Below are 17,584 nucleotides of genomic sequence, written 5' to 3'. Positions count from 1 at the left end.
ATCTAGAATCTAATTATAATAAACAGAGATGATCAAGCTCGGAGGAAATACCATGTTTAAAAAGTTAAAAAAGAAGAAAGAAAATCAGTATAAGCAATCCGATATAGATTTGGAAGTACATAATATACCCGAACATGTTGCTATAATTATGGATGGTAATGGTCGTTGGGCTAAACAAAGAAAATTGCCTAGAATAAAAGGTCACTACCAAGGTATGCAAACTGTTAAAAAAATTACTAAAGCAGCTAGTGATTTAGGAATTAAATATTTAACATTGTATACTTTCTCTACAGAAAATTGGACAAGACCTAAAAATGAAGTGAATTACATCATGAACTTGCCAGTTAACTTTTTAAGAACATTTCTACCAGAGTTGATAGAAAATAATGTTAAAGTAGAGACGATTGGTTTTATTGAGCATTTACCAACATCTACACTTAAAGCGATAGATAAAGCAAAAGAAGAAACAAAAAATAATACGGGCTTAAAATTGGTCTTTGCTATAAATTATGGCGGACGAGCCGAAATTGTCCACAGTGTGAAATCAATTTACGACAAATTGACTGCTGAAGGTTTAACAAGTGAAGCAATCACTGAAGAAATGATTAATGAGCATTTAATGACTCATTGCTACCCTGACCCAGATCTTTTGATTAGAACATCAGGAGAGCAACGTATTAGTAATTTCCTAATCTGGCAAGTATCTTACAGTGAATTTTTATTTAATGAAAAATTATGGCCAGATTTTGATAAAGAAGAATTAATAAACTGTATTAAAATTTATCAATCTCGTCAAAGGCGTTTTGGGGGATTATAAGTAGTTAGGAGAATAGTATGAAAGTTAGAACTTTGACGGCAATCATAGGACTTATCATTTTCCTCCCGGTCTTACTAAAGGGCGGAGTTATATTAATGCTGTTTTCGTATTTATTAGCGTTCATAGCATTGAAAGAATTGCTGAATATGAATATGATTAAGTTTTTATCGGTGCCAGGTATCATAAGTGCGTTAGGAATTTTAATTATTATGTTACCTCAAGGTGCGGGTAACTGGGTTAATGATTTACAATTAAAGTCATTAATAGCAATGAGTTTTATTTTATTAAGTTATACAGTGCTTTCTAAAAATAGATTTAGTTTTATGGACGCTGCATTTTGTTTAATGACGATTGCGTATGTTGGTATTGGTTTCATGTATCTTTATGAAACACGATCTGAAGGCTTACACTACATACTATTTGCATTTCTAATCGTATGGTCAACAGATACAGGGGCATATATTTTTGGTCGTTTAATGGGCAAACATAAATTATGGCCTGTGATTAGTCCTAATAAAACAATAGAAGGTTTTGTTGGTGGATTGATTTGTAGTTTAATTATTCCACTTGTTATGATTATGTTTGTAGACTTTAATATTGCAACGTGGATATTATTAATTGTTACGATCATTTTAAGTATGTTTGGACAACTTGGTGACCTTGTTGAATCAGGTTTCAAACGCCATTTTGGTGTGAAAGACTCTGGTCGAATTTTGCCTGGTCATGGTGGTATTTTAGATCGCTTTGACAGTTTTATGTTTGTATTGCCACTATTAAACATCTTGTTAATACAAGCTTAACTACAAATTCAAAGTGATACTATACAATTATATAAACAAAAATAAGGAGTTAATGAGATAAAATAACTGAGTGCTTCAATGCAGTTATTTTATTTATTAACTCCTTTTCACAAGCAAAAATACTTTGTGTAATTACGACTGTACAATGATAAGAATAATGTAAGCGAGTGACTAGAAGACATATTAAAGTTACGTGTGTCACTCAGCATTGTTGTGTTATACTTTTATAATCTAAAGTAAGCAGTTAGTCATAAGAAAATGAATCATATGAATTAATATATGAAGTATGAGCAAACAATTTATTTCGAAAATATGAGGTGTAGCAAAGTGAGTTTTCTAGTAACAATTATTTCATTTATAATCGTTTTTGGTGTCCTTGTCACAGTTCATGAGTATGGACATATGTTTTTTGCAAAACGCGCAGGCATTATGTGTCCGGAATTTGCAATTGGTATGGGACCTAAAATATTTAGTTTCAGAAAGAATGAAACGTTATATACGATTCGATTATTACCTGTCGGAGGTTACGTACGCATGGCTGGTGATGGTTTAGAAGAACCACCAGTTCAACCAGGTATGCATGTAAAAATAAAATTAAATGACAAAGATGAAATTACGCACATCATTTTAGATGATCAACACAAATTTCAACAAATTGAAGCAATAGAAGTAAAACAATGTGATTTTAAAGATGGCTTATTCATTGAAGGGGTAACATCATATAATCAAGAAAGACAACGCTATGCAATAGCTAAAACGTCTTACTTTGTAGAGAATGGTAGTTTAATTCAAATTGCACCTAGAGATCGTCAATTCACGTATAAAAAGCCTTATCAAAAATTCTTAACTTTATTCGCAGGACCATTGTTTAATTTCTTACTTACATTAGTATTATTTATTGGTCTAGCATATTATCAAGGTACAGCAACAAATTCAGTTGATGAAGTTGTTAAAGATTCACCTGCTGAACAAGCAGGTCTTAAATCTGGTGACACGATTGTTAAAGTAGGAAACCATAATATTGATGGTAAAGATGATATTGATAAAGCAGTAAAAGAAATTAAAGATAACAAGACAAAATTAGTCGTCGAACGTAATGGCAACAAGCAAACATTTGATATTAAACCTAAAAAGGTTGAACAAAAAGTAACGAAAACACACTCAGAAACAAAATATTTATTAGGTTATAGTGCAGCGACTGAACACACTATTTTCAAACCAATTGCAGCGGGTGTGGAACAAACACTTAGTGCAGGTAAAATTATTTTCACTGCAATTGTAAGTATGATTGCAAGCATTTTCACTGGAGAATTCTCATTTGATATGTTGAATGGTCCAGTAGGTATATATCATACTGTCGACTCTGTCGTTAAAACTGGTATAATTAACTTGATTTCATGGACTGCTTTGCTAAGCGTTAACTTAGGATTAATGAATTTACTACCAGTACCAGCGTTAGATGGTGGACGAATTTTATTTGTCATTTATGAAGCAATCTTTAGAAAACCAGTAAATAAAAAAGCAGAAACTACAATTATCGCCATTGGTGCCGTATTTGTATTAATCGTTATGGTATTAGTGACTTGGAACGATATTCAGCGTTATTTCTTATAAGAGGGAGAGAAGCATTTAAATGAAACAATCAAAAGTATTTATACCAACTATGAAAGAAGTGCCAGCTGGTGCTGAGGCATTAAGCCATCGACTATTATTAAAAGCAGGCTTAATCAAACAAAGTACAAGTGGAATTTACAGTTACTTACCAATTGCAGCGAGAGTATTAAATAATATTGAAGCTATCGTACGCGAAGAGATGGAGCGTATTGATGCGGTTGAAATATTAATGCCAGCATTGCAACCATCAGAATTATGGGAAGAATCAGGACGTTGGAGTGCATATGGTCCAGAACTTATGCGTTTACAAGATCGTAATGGCCGTCAATTTGCGCTTGGACCAACACATGAAGAAGTTGTGACTTCAATTGTTCGTGATGAATTGAAATCATATAAACAACTGCCAATGACACTTTTCCAAATACAATCTAAATTTAGAGATGAAAAGCGTCCACGTTTCGGTCTATTACGTGGTAGAGAATTTATAATGAAAGATGCTTATTCTTTTCATGCTGATGAAGCGTCACTAGATGAAGCATATGAAGATATGTACCATGCATATGGTCGCATCTTTAATCGTGTAGGTATTAACGCGAGACCTGTTGTTGCTGATTCAGGTGCAATTGGTGGTAGTCATACACATGAATTTATGGCGTTAAGCGAAATCGGTGAAGACACGATTGTGTACAGTGAGCAAAGTGATTACGCTGCAAATATTGAAAAAGCTGAAGTGGTTTACCATCCTAATAAAAAACATGAAGATGTACAACCGTTAACAAAAATTGAAACGCCAAATGTGCATACAGCACAAGATCTTGCGACATTTTTAAACAAACCATTAGACGAAATTACTAAATCTATGATATTTAATGTCGATGGTGAATTTATATTAGTATTAGTTCGAGGTCACCATGAAATTAATGATATTAAATTAAAAGCTTATTTTGGTACTGACAATGTGGAGTTAGCAACTGAAGATGAAATTATTAATATTTTAGGTGCAAAACCAGGTTCACTGGGTCCAGTTTTCGATAAAGACATTAAAATTTATGCAGATAATTTCATTCAAGATTTGAATAATATCGTCGTTGGTGCGAATGAAGATGGATATCACTTGTTAAACGCAAATGTCGATCGTGACTTTGAAGTAGAAGCCTATGGAGATTTTAGATTCATTTTAGAAGGTGAATTATTAGCAGATAGCTCAGACAAAGCGCACTTTGCAGAAGGTATTGAAGTAGGCCAAGTCTTTAAACTTGGAACAAAATACTCTGAATCAATGAACGCTACGTTCTTAAATGACCAAGGTAGAGCACAACCATTATTAATGGGATGTTATGGCATTGGTATTTCAAGAACATTAAGTGCAATCGTTGAACAAAATAACGATGAAAATGGTATTATTTGGCCAAAATCAGTCACACCATTTGAATTACATTTAATCACAATCAATCCTAAAAAAGATGACCAACGTGAATTAGCGGATCAATTATATACGCAATTAAAAGAAAATTATGATGTACTTTATGATGACCGTAAAGAACGTGCTGGTGTGAAATTTAATGATGCTGATTTAATCGGTTTACCAATACGTATTGTCGTAGGCAAAAATGCTGCAGAAGGCATTGTAGAAGTTAAACGTCGCGATACTGGTGACAGTGAAGATGTGCATATCGATAATTTAATCAATTATGTAAATGAATTATATACAAATTTATAATCTATAAGGGAATTGCTAGATGTTACTTATATAAAATCATAAGGCTGACGCACAAATTCAACAATCTATATTTGTGAGTGTAAATTAAAAAATATACACTAGCTGTCTCATTTTTAGATATGTTTGACTCAAACTTTTAAGGAGGGGGCGGGAATACGAAATCAAATTTTAAAGTTTGATTTCTGTTCCGCTCCCATTTATTATTCACAAAAATATGAATTTAATTTATTAAGTTTAACTATTAGAATTTCACACATATCCGTTATAATATAGAGAATGGAATAATAATACATACACCGTCATTTAATGTAAGTAAGCATATACAAGTAAAGCAGTGTAATTAATAGTAAGGTGGTTATCGTCATGGCAATGACAAATCAGGAAAAATTTAAAATCCTAGCTGACCAAATTAAAATAACAAACCATTTGGAACCAGAAATTTTGGAACAAAGTGAACTAACGCGTGTGGATGTTAAGACAACAGATCGTACATGGGTGTTTCAAATCACATTACCACACTTTCTATCAATAGAAGATTATTTGCTTTTTACAGGTGCAATTACAGAAGAGTTTAAATCAATTGCAAATGTAGAATGTAATATTACGATAAATAATAAATCAAACCAAGATGAATATGCGATAAAGTATTTTAATCATTGTATTGATCAAACACAACTTTCACCTAAAGTAAAAGGACAATTAAAGCAAAAACGCTTAATTATGTCGGGAGATGTGCTAAAAGTAACTTGTCAAAATGATATCGAGAGAGATCATTTTGATAAAGCCTGTAATGGTAGCTTAGTTAAAGCATTTCAACAGTGTGGATTCGATATTAGTAAGATAGTTTTTGAAACGGATAGCGTTGGAAACGAAGATGATTTAGCATCATTAGAAGCACATATTCAAGAAGAAGATGAAAAGAGTGCACGTGAAGCTACTGAAAAATTAGAAAAAATGAAAGCCGAGAAGGCAAAACAACAAGATAATAATGAAAGTTCGGTAACTAAGTGTCAAATTGGTAAACCAATCCCAATTGATAATATTAAACCTATAGATTCTATTATTGAAGAAGAATTCAAAGTAGCAGTTGAAGGTGTTATTTTTGATATTAACTTAAAAGAGTTGAAGAGTGGGCGACACATTGTAGAGTTGAAGGTAACTGACTATACAGATTCGCTCGTATTAAAAATGTTCACTCGTAAAAACAAAGATGATTTAGATAACTTTAAGGCATTGAGCGTCGGTAAATGGGTTCGCGCACAAGGACGCATAGAAGAAGATTCATTTGTTCGTGATTTAGTGATGATGATGTCAGATATTGAAGAAATTAAAAAAGCTACGAAACAAGATAAATCTGAAGAAAAACGAGTAGAATTCCATTTGCATACGGCAATGAGTCAAATGGATGGCATACCTAATATTTCAGCGTACGTAGATCAAGCAGCAAAGTGGGGTCATAAAGCTATTGCAGTGACTGACCATAATGGTGTACAAGCCTTTCCAGACGCACATGCGGCAGCTGAAAAAAATGGTATTAAAATGATTTACGGAATGGAAGGTATGTTGGTTGACGATGGTGTACCTATTGCATACAAACCTATGGACCGTGATTTGAAAACCGCAACATATGTTGTATTCGACGTTGAAACGACCGGTTTATCCAATCAATACGATAAAATTATCGAGCTCGCTGCAGTCAAAGTTAAAGACGGGGAAATCATTGATAAGTTTGAACGTTTTAGTAATCCACATGAACGTTTATCCGATGTTATTATTAATTTGACACATATTACGGATGATATGTTAGTTGATGCTCCAGAGATAGAAGAAGTTCTTACTGAGTTTAAAGCATGGGTAGGGGACGCTATTTTCGTTGCTCATAACGCATCCTTTGATATGGGCTTTATAGATACTGGATATGAACATGTCGGTATTGGTGCGTCTACAAACGCTGTAATAGATACACTTGAATTATCAAGAACAATCAATACTGAATACGGTAAACATGGATTGAACTTCTTAGCCAAAAAATACGGCGTAGAGTTAACACAACACCATAGAGCAATTTATGATACGGAAGCAACAGCTTATATGTTTATTAAAATGCTTAAACAATTAGAAGAACTTGACGTTCATAATCACCAAGATATTAATACATCGTTATCAAATGAAGATGCATACAAACGTGCACGTCCGAATCACGTCACGCTTATTGTTCAAAATCAACAAGGTCTTAAAAACTTATTCAAGATTGTAAGTGCGTCCTTAGTCCAATATTATTATAGAACACCTAGAATTCCACGTTCATTATTAGATGAATATCGTGAAGGTATTCTCGTTGGTTCTGCATGTGACGAAGGAGAAGTATTTACTGCAGTAATGCAAAAAGATCAGTCTCAAGTTGAACGTATAGCTCAATACTATGATTTCATAGAAATTCAACCGCCTGCTTTATACCAAGGCTTAATTGATAGAGAACTGATACGTGATAATGAAACATTATATGAAATATATAATCGTTTAATTCGTGCGGGTGAAGTCAACGATATTCCCGTTATAGCTACAGGAAATGCACACTATTTGAATGAACATGATTCGATTGCGCGTAAAATATTGATTGCTGCACAACCTGGTAATCCATTAAACCGTTCTACATTGCCAAAGGCGCATTTTAGAACTACAGACGAAATGTTAGACGAATTGCACTTCTTGGGTGAAGAAAAAGCCTATGAACTTGTCATTAAGAATACTAATGAGCTAGCAGATCGTATAGAGCGTGTTGTTCCAATTAAAGATGAGCTATATACACCAAGAATGGAAGGCGCAAATGAAGAAATTCGAGAAATGAGCTATTCTAATGCAAAAGACCTCTACGGTGATGATTTACCACAAATTGTAATTGATCGTCTTGAAAAAGAATTAGAGAGTATTATAGGTAATGGCTTCTCTGTTATATACCTCATTTCACAACGACTTGTTAAAAAATCTTTAAATGACGGATATCTCGTTGGTTCACGTGGTTCTGTAGGATCAAGTTTTGTAGCAACTATGACAGAAATCACAGAAGTTAATCCATTGCCACCACATTACATTTGTCCAAAATGTAAAACGAGTGAATTCTTTGATGATGGCTCTGTTGGCTCTGGTTTTGATTTAGCAGATAAAAAATGTGAAACTTGTGGCAGCGACCTTATTAAAGAAGGTCAAGATATTCCTTTCGAAACATTCTTAGGCTTTAAAGGCGATAAGGTACCAGATATTGACTTGAACTTTAGTGGAGAATATCAACCGAATGCACATAATTATACAAAAGAATTATTTGGTGATGATAAAGTATTCCGTGCTGGAACAATTGGTACAGTCGCAGAGAAAACAGCTTTTGGTTATGTGAAGGGTTATTTAAATGACCAAGGTATCCATAAACGTGGCGCAGAAGTAGATAGACTTGTTAAAGGTTGTACAGGCGTTAAACGTACATCTGGACAACATCCAGGTGGTATTATTGTAGTACCTGATTATATGGATATATATGATTTCACACCTGTACAGTTCCCAGCGGACGATCAGTCTTCATCTTGGATGACAACGCATTTTGATTTCCACTCCATACATGATAACGTTCTAAAGTTAGATATACTTGGACACGATGATCCAACAATGATTCGCATGTTACAAGACTTATCAGGAATAGATCCCAAAACAATTCCAGTGGATGATAAAGAAACGATGGGCATCTTTAGTTCGCCTGAACCTTTAGGTGTTACACAAGAGGAAATTTTATGTAAAACTGGCACGTTTGGTGTACCAGAATTTGGTACTGGCTTTGTTAGACAAATGTTAGAAGACACAAAACCAACAACATTTTCAGAACTTGTTAGAATATCAGGATTATCACATGGTACAGATGTATGGTTAGGGAACGCTCAAGATTTAATACGTTCAGGTAAATGTGATTTAGCGAGTGTAATATGTTGTCGTGATGATATTATGGTTTATTTAATGTATAATGGTTTAGAGCCGTCACTTGCCTTTAAGACAATGGAATTTGTGCGTAAAGGTAAAGGGTTGACTGACGATATGGTCGAAGCAATGGTAGACAATGAAGTACCTGATTGGTATTTAGATTCATGTAGAAAAATAAAATACATGTTCCCTAAAGCCCATGCCGCAGCTTATGTGTTAATGGCGGTAAGAATTGCTTACTTTAAAGTACATTATCCACTATATTATTATGCAAGTTATTTCACAGTACGCGCATCTGACTTTGATTTAATTACAATGATTAAAGATAAAGAAAGTATTCGTAATACTGTTAATGATATGTACTCACGTTATATGGATTTAGCTAAAAAAGAAAAAGATACTTTAACAGTGCTTGAAATAATGAATGAAATGGCACAACGTGGTTTCCGTATGCAGCCAATCAGTTTAGAAAAAAGTAAATCATTTGAATTTATTATTGAAGGCGATACTTTGATTCCACCATTTATATCTGTTCCAGGTTTAGGTGAAAACGTTGCACAAAGAATTGTAGAAGCTCGTGAAGAAGGTCCATTTTTATCTAAAGAAGATTTAAATAAAAAAGCTGGATTATCACAAAAAGTAATAGAATACTTAGATGAATTAGGTTCTTTACCTAATTTACCTGATAAAGCGCAATTATCAATTTTTGATATGTAATAAACAAAAAGACTTAATAAATAACAAAAAGCATGAATTAACTTGTCATTATAGGCTTTTTACAAATATAGTTATTTGTCTACCAAATAAACATATGATATAATAACAGTGCTTAAAAAATTAGACTCAGGCAGAAAGAGTGGGCATAATACCCGCTCTTTTCTATTTGCCAAAACAGGAGGTCAGCATGAGTAAAATAACTGAGCAAGTTGAAGCAATAATTCAACCTGTCCTTGACGACTTAAATTTTGAATTAGTAGAAGTTGAGTTTACAAAAGAAGGAAACGATCATTTTTTAAGAGTATCTATCGATAAAGAAGGTGGCGTAGATTTAAATGATTGTGCGCTTGCTTCTGAAAAAATAAGTGAAGTAATGGATTCAGAAGATCCTATCGAACAGATGTATTATTTAGATGTTGCCTCACCTGGTGCTGAAAGACCAATTAAAAAAGAAAAAGAATATCGCAACGCTGTGACTAAACCAGTATTTGTTTCTTTATATGCTCCAATCGAAGGCGCAAAAGAATGGTTAGGTATATTGCAATCAGTTGATGATGAAACAATAGTTATGGAAGTTAAAGAGAAATCAAAAACAAAACAAGTTGAAATACCAAGAAGTAAAATCGCTAAAGCACGTCATGCAGTAATTATATAACGTGACGAGGAGGATGATAAATCGTGTCAAGTAATGAATTATTATTAGCTACTGAGTACTTAGAAAAAGAAAAGAAAATTCCTAGAGAAGTATTAATTGATGCTATCGAAGCGGCATTAATTACTGCTTATAAAAAGAACTATGAAAGTGCAAGAAACGTTCGTGTTGAATTAAACATGGACGAAGGTACATTTAATGTTATCGCACGTAAAGAAGTGGTTGAAGAATCATTTGATAACAGAGAAGAAATCGACTTAAGTACGGCACTAGTAAAAAACCCTGCTTATGAAATTGGTGATATCTACGAAGAAGACGTAACACCAAGTGATTTCGGACGCGTAGGGGCGCAAGCAGCTAAACAAGCTGTTATGCAACGTTTACGTGATGCTGAACGTGAAATACTATATGATGAATTCATCGACAAAGAAGATGATATTGTTACTGGTCTTATTGACAGAGTAGATCATCGTTATGTATATGTGAATTTAGGGCGTACTGAAGCTGTATTGTCCGAAGCAGAAAGAAGCCCAAATGAAAGCTATATTCCAAATGAAAGAATAAGAGTGTATGTGAACAAAGTTGAACAAACTACAAAAGGACCACAAATATACGTTTCAAGAAGCCATCCAGGTCTATTAAAACGTTTATTTGAACAAGAAGTACCAGAAATCTTTGACGGTACAGTAGTAGTTAAATCTGTAGCTCGCGAAGCTGGCGATCGCTCAAAAATCAGTGTACACTCAGACAACCTTGACATCGATGCAGTAGGTGCTTGTGTAGGTTCTAAAGGTAGTCGTGTTGAAGCTGTTGTTGAAGAACTTGGCGGCGAGAAAATTGATATTGTGCAATGGGATGAAGATCCTAAAGTGTTTGTAAAAAATGCTTTAAGCCCGTCACAAGTATTACAAGTTATTGTTGATGAAGAAAATCAATCAACTGTAGTTGTAGTGCCAGATTATCAATTATCATTAGCTATAGGTAAACGCGGACAAAACGCCCGTTTAGCTGCTAAATTAACTGGTTGGAAAATTGATATTAAATCAGAAACAGATGCTAGAGAAGCAGGTGTCTACCCGACAGATGTTGAAGGCACAGAAGATCAACTTAATGATGTTGTTGACGAAGAGAATGTTGATTTGGAAGACACAGTCAATGAAGACTCTGAAACAGTAACTGAAGAAGAAGACGCTGAAAAATAACTTGGGGTGATAACTTTATGAAAAAGAAAAAAATTCCAATGCGTAAATGTATACTTTCAAATGAAATGTACCCTAAGAATGACATGATTAGAGTTGTAATTAATAAAGACGGACAAATTTTTGCTGATGCAACTGGCAAACAACAAGGCCGTGGCGCTTATGTATCTAAAAATGTTAAATTAGTAGAAGAAGCGCAACAAAAAGAAACATTAGAAAGATATTTCAAATCTGATGCTGAAACGTTAGAGCCTGTTTATAAAGAGATTATACGTCTTATTTATCGTGAAGAGATACCTAAATGACAAAAGAAAAAATCGTGAATTTTTTAGGTTTAGCAATGCGTGCAGGAAAAGTTAAAACAGGCGAATCAGTCATTATAAATGATTTGAAGAATAATAAATTAAAGCTCGTAATCATTGCAACAGATGCTTCTGACAACACAATGAAAGTGATGCAGAACAAATGTGAAAGTTACCATATATCATTACGTATATTTGGAACAAGAGCTGAATTAGGACAAGCTTTAGGTAAAGCAGAACGTGTAAACATTGGAATCACTGATCAAGGCTTTGCTAAAAAGTTATTGTCAATGATTGATGAATATCGTAAGGAGTGACTATATGAGTAAACAAAGAATTTACGAATACGCTAAAGATTTAAAATTAAAGAGTAGAGATATTATCGACGAATTGCAGAAGATGGACGTTGAGGTAACAAGTCATATGCAAACGTTAGAAGATAATCAAATTCACGCATTAGATAAAATTTACAAACCTGAAAAAGCAAAAGAAGCAGAGAAAAAACAACAAAAAACTGCTCAAAACAAGCAACAATCATCAAATAATAAAGGTAACCAAAACAACAAGAATAATCAAAATAATAAAGGTAACCAAAATAATAAATCAAACAACAATAAACCGAATAACAAAAAGAATAATAAAAAATCAAAACAAATCAAACAAGAAGAACCTAAAGAAATTCCAGAAAAAATCACTTATCAAGAAGGTATTACAGTAGGTGAACTTGCGGAGAAATTAAACGTAGAGTCTTCAGGTATTGTTAAAAAACTATTCTTACTTGGTATTATGGCTAATATTAATCAATCATTAGATGAAGAAACACTAGAGTTAATCGTTGATGATTACGGTGTTGAAGCTGAAAAAGAAATTGTTATTGATGAAGAAGATTTATCAATTTACTTCGATGATGAAACTGAAGATGAAGATGCTGTTGAACGTCCAGCAGTTGTTACAATCATGGGACATGTTGACCATGGTAAAACAACGTTACTAGATTCTATTCGTCATACAAAAGTAACAGCTGGAGAAGCTGGTGGTATTACACAACATATTGGTGCTTACCAAATTGAAAATGATGGTAAAAAAATTACATTCCTAGATACTCCAGGTCACGCAGCATTTACAACAATGCGCGCGCGTGGTGCACAAGTAACGGATATAACTATTTTAGTTGTAGCAGCTGATGATGGTGTTATGCCTCAAACAATTGAAGCAATCAATCATGCTAAAGAAGCAAATGTACCTACGATTGTTGCTGTTAACAAGATTGATAAACCGACATCAAATCCAGATCGTGTAATGCAAGAATTAACTGAATATGGTTTAGTACCTGAGGATTGGGGCGGCGATACAATCTTTGTTCCACTCTCAGCATTAAGTGGAGATGGCATTGATGATTTAATAGAAATGATTGTACTTACTTCTGAAGTACAAGAATTAAAAGCTAATCCAAGCAAAAAAGCTGTTGGTACAGTAATCGAAGCTGAATTAGATAAATCACGTGGACCATCAGCCTCATTATTAGTACAAAACGGTACACTTAACGTTGGTGACTCTTTAGTAGTTGGAAATACGTATGGTAGAATTCGTGCTATGGTCAATGACTTAGGTCAACGTATAAAAACTGCAGGACCATCTACACCAGTTGAAATTACTGGTATTCATGATGTGCCAAAAGCAGGCGATCGATTTGTTGTTTTCAAAGATGAAAAACAAGCAAGACGTATTGGTGAATCTCGCCATGAAGCGAACGTAATTCAACAACGTCATGAAAGTAAGAGTGTTTCATTAGATAACTTGTTTGAACAAATGAAACAAGGTGAAATGAAAGATTTAAATGTCATTATTAAAGGCGATGTGCAAGGTTCAGTAGAAGCGCTTGCTGCATCTCTAATGAAGATAGACGTTGAAGGCGTAAATGTACGTATCATTCACACTGCTGTGGGTGCAATCAACGAATCTGACGTTACACTAGCTAACGCTTCAAATGGTATCATTATTGGCTTTAACGTTCGTCCTGATACAGGTGCGAAACGTGCTGCTGAAACTGAAGGCGTTGATATGCGTCTACACCGCGTTATTTATAGTGTTATAGAAGAAATTGAATTCGCAATGAAAGGTATGCTAGATCCAGAATTCGAAGAACAAATTATTGGACAAGCAGAAGTTCGTCAAACGTTCAAAGTTTCTAAAGTTGGTACAATCGCAGGTAGTTATGTTATTGATGGTAAAATCACGCGTAATGCTGGCGTTCGTGTCATTAGAGACAATATTGTACAATTTGAAGGTGAATTAGATACACTAAAACGTTTTAAAGATGATGCTAAAGAAGTTGCTAAAGGTTACGAATGTGGTATCACAGTTGAGAAATACAATGACTTAAAAGAAGGCGACATTATCGAAGCTTTCGAAATGGTTGAAATAAAAAGATAAGTAATTGGAGATTAATCCAATTTAATGACAAGAAAGCCTCCAATAATTTGGAGGCTTTTTATATTGACTTCAGATTTGTATATATGGCAGATAATCACTTCAATTTATAATTTTATGTTGAAAATATGAGTGGATTTTTTAATGTAATTATTAGAATTAAAGTGCTATCCAAAAGTGAAATATATAAGTATAATGATATTATTACATAAAAATCTAACAATTTAGTTTATAGATTAAAATATAACACGACTCAACTATACAACTTCAACTAGAAATAGAAATTTTAACACCTCGTAATAATGTAGCTTACTTTAAATATCAAATTAAAAAACGCCTTAACGAAACAATTTTCACAACAATTAAATCTTATATTAAAAGGGTAACATATGTTTTTCAACATCATATGTACTTATTTGGTTGCGAATAAGTAAAAATATTGTAGTAAAATTTGGGGATAACTATTTTATTGACACTAGTTGTCTATGTACTTAATTACAATTAAATGAAATAGGAGGTTATAAATGATGAGTGAATATTTAAGGGAAATCAATGAATTTTGGCAAGAATATTTAAAGCAATATAACTCTATTTATGATCAAAATACTTTAGAACAAATTATAAAAAATGATGATACAACAGCATTTTTACATCCACAGGATTTAGCGTATTTTAAAGAACATTTTGGGAATAACTTTACTGAAATACCTAGATTTAAAAAAATGATAGACTTTGCAAATGGAAAAGTAATTATTGATAAAAATAGACAAAGAATTTTATTTGAAAATGCAGAAATAAACCCTGCTATAGCTAGACCATATTTTGGAAACCCTGATTTAGCAGATATTGTTATATTAAAAAAACAGCCCGAAAATGATTTTAAAATGTATGAACCCGATATACCAGAATCTGTAGTGATAGATTATCGCCAAAGAATATTATTGGATATACAAGGTAGATTAACATTTAATGGAGAGAAACTGTTTTTACCCTATATCGATAAACATAGATGGTTTATGAAATATTTATATAACGCTTCTTCGACTTTAAAACGTTTTAATATTGATCCAAACAGAGTTATGGTACTTAACTTTTTCCCTTATCAATCGGGTCATACTGCAGGAATACCTAAAGATTTTTTAACATTTAAACATGGCTTACCTTCTCAGCGAATGAGTTTTGATTTGTTGTTGAAACTTTTAAACGATGATAAGCATCGTATATATCTTGTTAGTGAGGAAGAACTATATATTTCGATTTTAAAGAACTTTGCTCATAGTTCTTTATGTGACTATCTAATTGATCATTTATTTGTACTTGCTTCAAAACAAAATCGGCATGTTACTTTATGCAATGTGCTAAGTTACCAAGAACACAAAATACGTTTAAGAAAAAAACAAGAATTGAGTAAAATAGAATACTACAATTGGAATAAAGAACAAAGAGAAAAACGAGAAAAAGGTAATTCAGATTTTTATAGAAAAATTAGCACAATGCAAAAAGATGTAGAACATCAACACTAAAATATAAATTATAAAAAAGCCTATATTCAGCATAGAAGATATCTAAGGCGAGTATAGGCTAATTTTAAATGTCATAGTTTTTAAATATAGTCTGGATATGTGTTTTGAATTCATCTACATAATATTGAGGTTCTATGATTGTAATATACTGTGGATATTCATATGCAATTTGTAGGCTTTCTTTTTTTGAAATAATAATATTAGCGATAGTTCCATAATCACTTTTAGTTGTGTCAATAATAATGAACTGTCTTTGTATTTCGGACCAAAGAGGATCTTTAATAAGTATTTTTACAGCCTGAATATCTGAAAAAATAGCTTTATCAAACACTTCGTCAAGTTGATCGATATTTATAATTGATGACAAATTTAATATTTGTATCTTTCCTTGATACAAATAAGTAAACCAATATTTGTTTGAAAAATATCTAGTATATATAGGTATTACTTTTATAGTCAAATCATGACTTATATGAATTGCAACAAAGTTATTATTTTCAATTGCTAGTTGGAGTCTAAAAATTAACGTGGTTTTGCTCATCTCACGAGTCACTTTGAACTGGCTTAAGAGTTTGTTAGACAATATTTTTTCAGCAAGATTAGAGTTTGCGTTCAGCCCTCTAATGAGATTATAAGTATCTTCATGTATTATCGGTGTGAAATTTTTCAATCTAAAGAGCAAGTTAAGTAATCTATTATTTTTAAATTTATATCTGTCGATTCTTAAACAATGTTTTTCAAAGTTATTATCATATATTATTTCACCATCAAGGCCATGCCATTCATTATCTTCGTATAAAAAATTATTAATATCACTAAAATCTCGCTGTATGGAACGAACATTGACATTTAGTCGCTGGGCGAGTTCTTCTTTATTGAGTTTCTTTCCGTTTAAAAAGCGGGTATAAATATATAAAAGTCTTTCTGGTTTTTCCAATCATTTACAACTCCTAAAATAAATAAAATTAATTATTAAGTTGTCTTATAGTATAACATTATAGTTTATATAATGTGTGAAACTATATAAAAAATATTTATAGACAAAGGAAATGCATTTGTACGTCAGAAAATCCACTTAAAATAACAGTTGGGCATAATATTAAACACTTAAGAAATTTAAAATAGATTTTATTGACTATTAATGAAAAAATGTTTCATAATATAACAGTTAGGAATTAAAATAATGCCTAAGTGTCATAAAATGTTTATTTTTTGTTAATAATGTACAATATAAAGTGTACAGGACTCGAACAAAACTTTTGAAAATAGTAGTTACTGAAATAATAAATTTGTTTGACGTTATGAAATGAACTGTCATATAATCTTTAAGTAAGGAAACATTTCCCGGACAAATAAATCGTGTGAGGTGAATATAATGAATATGAGAGCTGAACGTGTTGGCGAACAGATGAAGCAAGAAATTATGGATATCGCTAATAACAAAGTCAAAGACCCAAGAATCGGATTTTTAACGATTACAGATGTGCAATTAACAAATGATTTATCAATTGCAACAATCTATTTAACAGTATTAGGTAATGAAAAACAAAAAGAAGATACTTTTAAAGGGTTAGAAAAGGCAAAAGGTTTTATTAAATCTGAACTAGGTTCAAGAATGAGATTACGAATTATTCCTGAATTGAATTTTGAATATGATGAATCAATTGATTACGGAAATAAAATTGAAAGAATGATTCAAGATTTACACAAAAAAGATTAATTATTATAACAAGCTGGAACAAAATCTCTTTAGATTTTATGTTTCAGCTTTTTTACGTAACACAAAGTAAGCTGAGTCATGTTAATATGTAAGTAATGTAAAAAAAGAGCATTAAAGGTGGCGTGGA

The 17,584-nt window shown here is 32.6% G+C and carries 13 protein-coding genes; 12 read left to right on the top strand and 1 reads right to left on the bottom strand.

From position 1 onward, the window contains the following. Positions 1-52: 52 nt before the first annotated feature. The 11 genes from PYW44_RS07960 to PYW44_RS07910 all read left to right on the top strand — a co-directional run bounded on the left by PYW44_RS07960 (position 53) and on the right by PYW44_RS07910 (position 15,737). Positions 53-817 (top strand): undecaprenyl pyrophosphate synthase, encoded by a 765-nt coding sequence (locus tag PYW44_RS07960; protein ID WP_002507854.1) that lies wholly within the window; start codon positions 53-55, stop codon positions 815-817. Between the two features lie 17 nt (positions 818-834). Beyond that, positions 835-1,617: a phosphatidate cytidylyltransferase gene (locus PYW44_RS07955; protein ID WP_002507853.1), complete on the top strand. Its 783-nt coding sequence runs from the start codon at positions 835-837 to the stop codon at positions 1,615-1,617. 327 nt (positions 1,618-1,944) lie between these two features. After that, a complete protein-coding gene (gene rseP / locus PYW44_RS07950) occupies positions 1,945-3,231 on the top strand; it encodes an RIP metalloprotease RseP (RefSeq protein WP_021338739.1) in 1,287 nt (428 codons plus the stop codon). A gap of 19 nt (positions 3,232-3,250) precedes the next feature. Continuing rightward, positions 3,251-4,951 carry a proline--tRNA ligase gene (locus PYW44_RS07945; RefSeq protein ID WP_002512313.1) on the top strand — a complete coding sequence of 567 codons (1,701 nt, stop codon included), beginning with the start codon at positions 3,251-3,253 and terminating at the stop codon, positions 4,949-4,951. A gap of 363 nt (positions 4,952-5,314) precedes the next feature. Then, positions 5,315-9,631, top strand: a complete 4,317-nt coding sequence (locus PYW44_RS07940) for a PolC-type DNA polymerase III (protein ID WP_021338740.1) — start codon at positions 5,315-5,317, stop codon at positions 9,629-9,631. Positions 9,632-9,818: 187 nt separating this feature from the next. Next, positions 9,819-10,286 carry a ribosome maturation factor RimP gene (gene rimP, locus PYW44_RS07935; RefSeq protein ID WP_021338741.1) on the top strand — a complete coding sequence of 156 codons (468 nt, stop codon included), beginning with the start codon at positions 9,819-9,821 and terminating at the stop codon, positions 10,284-10,286. A 23-nt stretch (positions 10,287-10,309) separates the two neighbouring features. Next, the gene (nusA, locus tag PYW44_RS07930; protein ID WP_002507848.1) at positions 10,310-11,485 is read left to right on the top strand and encodes a transcription termination factor NusA; all 1,176 of its coding nucleotides are present in this window, start codon (positions 10,310-10,312) and stop codon (positions 11,483-11,485) included. 17 nt (positions 11,486-11,502) lie between these two features. Next, positions 11,503-11,787: an RNase P modulator RnpM gene (gene rnpM / locus PYW44_RS07925; RefSeq protein WP_002507847.1), complete on the top strand. Its 285-nt coding sequence runs from the start codon at positions 11,503-11,505 to the stop codon at positions 11,785-11,787. Further along, complete coding sequence (locus PYW44_RS07920; protein ID WP_002507846.1) at positions 11,784-12,101, top strand: L7Ae/L30e/S12e/Gadd45 family ribosomal protein; 318 nt, start codon at positions 11,784-11,786, stop codon at positions 12,099-12,101. Before rnpM ends, PYW44_RS07920 begins: the two co-directional genes overlap by 4 nt. Positions 12,102-12,105: 4 nt before the next feature. After that, complete coding sequence (infB, locus tag PYW44_RS07915) at positions 12,106-14,217, top strand: translation initiation factor IF-2 (protein ID WP_021338742.1); 2,112 nt, start codon at positions 12,106-12,108, stop codon at positions 14,215-14,217. A gap of 524 nt (positions 14,218-14,741) precedes the next feature. Beyond that, positions 14,742-15,737 (top strand): hypothetical protein, encoded by a 996-nt coding sequence (locus PYW44_RS07910; protein WP_232621049.1) that lies wholly within the window; start codon positions 14,742-14,744, stop codon positions 15,735-15,737. Positions 15,738-15,801: 64 nt separating this feature from the next. On the opposite strand, the gene PYW44_RS07905 is transcribed toward PYW44_RS07910, so the two are convergent. Next, entirely contained in the window at positions 15,802-16,674 is an 873-nt protein-coding gene (locus PYW44_RS07905) for an HTH domain-containing protein (protein ID WP_021338744.1), read from the bottom strand. 435 nt (positions 16,675-17,109) lie between these two features. Between PYW44_RS07905 and rbfA the strand changes: the two genes are divergently transcribed. After that, positions 17,110-17,457 carry a 30S ribosome-binding factor RbfA gene (gene rbfA / locus PYW44_RS07900; RefSeq protein WP_031265894.1) on the top strand — a complete coding sequence of 116 codons (348 nt, stop codon included), beginning with the start codon at positions 17,110-17,112 and terminating at the stop codon, positions 17,455-17,457. Positions 17,458-17,584: the final 127 nt, after the last annotated feature.

The sequence above is a fragment of the Staphylococcus equorum genome (assembly GCF_029024965.1).
In the GTDB taxonomy this organism is placed as follows: Bacteria; Bacillota; Bacilli; order Staphylococcales; family Staphylococcaceae; genus Staphylococcus; species Staphylococcus equorum.
The sequence above is the reverse complement of the archived record's forward strand: the minus strand, read 5'-3'. Positions and strand labels throughout refer to the sequence as shown.

What these genes read in the sequence shown, in the direction of transcription:
- PYW44_RS07955 (WP_002507853.1), top strand. Translation starts at nt 835, where the DNA reads ATGAAAGTTAGAACTTTGACGGCAATCATAGGACTTATCATTTTCCTC.
- infB (WP_021338742.1), top strand. Translation starts at nt 12,106, where the DNA reads ATGAGTAAACAAAGAATTTACGAATACGCTAAAGATTTAAAATTAAAG.
- PYW44_RS07920 (WP_002507846.1), top strand. Translation starts at nt 11,784, where the DNA reads ATGACAAAAGAAAAAATCGTGAATTTTTTAGGTTTAGCAATGCGTGCA.
- PYW44_RS07960 (WP_002507854.1), top strand. Translation starts at nt 53, where the DNA reads ATGTTTAAAAAGTTAAAAAAGAAGAAAGAAAATCAGTATAAGCAATCC.
- PYW44_RS07945 (WP_002512313.1), top strand. Translation starts at nt 3,251, where the DNA reads ATGAAACAATCAAAAGTATTTATACCAACTATGAAAGAAGTGCCAGCT.
- rnpM (WP_002507847.1), top strand. Translation starts at nt 11,503, where the DNA reads ATGAAAAAGAAAAAAATTCCAATGCGTAAATGTATACTTTCAAATGAA.
- PYW44_RS07910 (WP_232621049.1), top strand. Translation starts at nt 14,742, where the DNA reads ATGAGTGAATATTTAAGGGAAATCAATGAATTTTGGCAAGAATATTTA.
- PYW44_RS07940 (WP_021338740.1), top strand. Translation starts at nt 5,315, where the DNA reads ATGGCAATGACAAATCAGGAAAAATTTAAAATCCTAGCTGACCAAATT.
- rimP (WP_021338741.1), top strand. Translation starts at nt 9,819, where the DNA reads ATGAGTAAAATAACTGAGCAAGTTGAAGCAATAATTCAACCTGTCCTT.